The 529-nt window shown below is 46.5% G+C and carries 1 protein-coding gene; it reads right to left on the reverse strand.

All coding sequences use genetic code 11. The annotated features are described in order from the left end of the window. Window positions 1–529, reverse strand: a 529-nt coding sequence (locus tag ACFO3G_RS03175) for a transposase (RefSeq protein ID WP_380077931.1), incomplete at both ends; no start/stop codon positions are given.

Here is a 529-nt window from a genome sequence, read left to right on the forward strand (position 1 = left end):
AAGGTAAAGTCCATTGTAATCATGTCTTTACCAAAATGTCGAAAGCGTCTGTAATGCATATTGGCTTTGATCTGCCCAAAGACCGCTTCGGGTTCGATGCATCGTCGGCCCCGATGTCTGATCCCTTTGGGCGATGTCAGTCTCTCTCTTGCTCTTTGCTTGTAATGCATCAGTTTGTGATCCATCAGAATCGTCCGACAAGGTTGCTTGGATCGATAGCACAATCCTCTCAGCGGACAACCTTCGCATCTTTGAGCACGATATACGGCGTAGGTTAAGAGGTGACCGCTTTGACTTTTCTTGTGCCGGGTTCCTATACGCTCAAGATGCTGCCCCATGGGACAGACGTAATAGTCTTGAGTCTCATTGTAATAAAAGTTTTCGCCACTGAACGGATTGGGACGATAACGAGGTCTCTGTTCGATATGAAAACGATTATACTTGACATAGGCCTCTATATCCGCCTGATGCATGTAATCATAATTCTCCTCGGAACCATAGCCCGAATCTGCAACAACGGTGGAAGGAT

Origin of the sequence: Falsiporphyromonas endometrii (genome assembly GCF_042654485.1) — a bacterium.
Taxonomy (GTDB): Bacteria; Bacteroidota; Bacteroidia; order Bacteroidales; family Porphyromonadaceae; genus Porphyromonas; species Porphyromonas endometrii.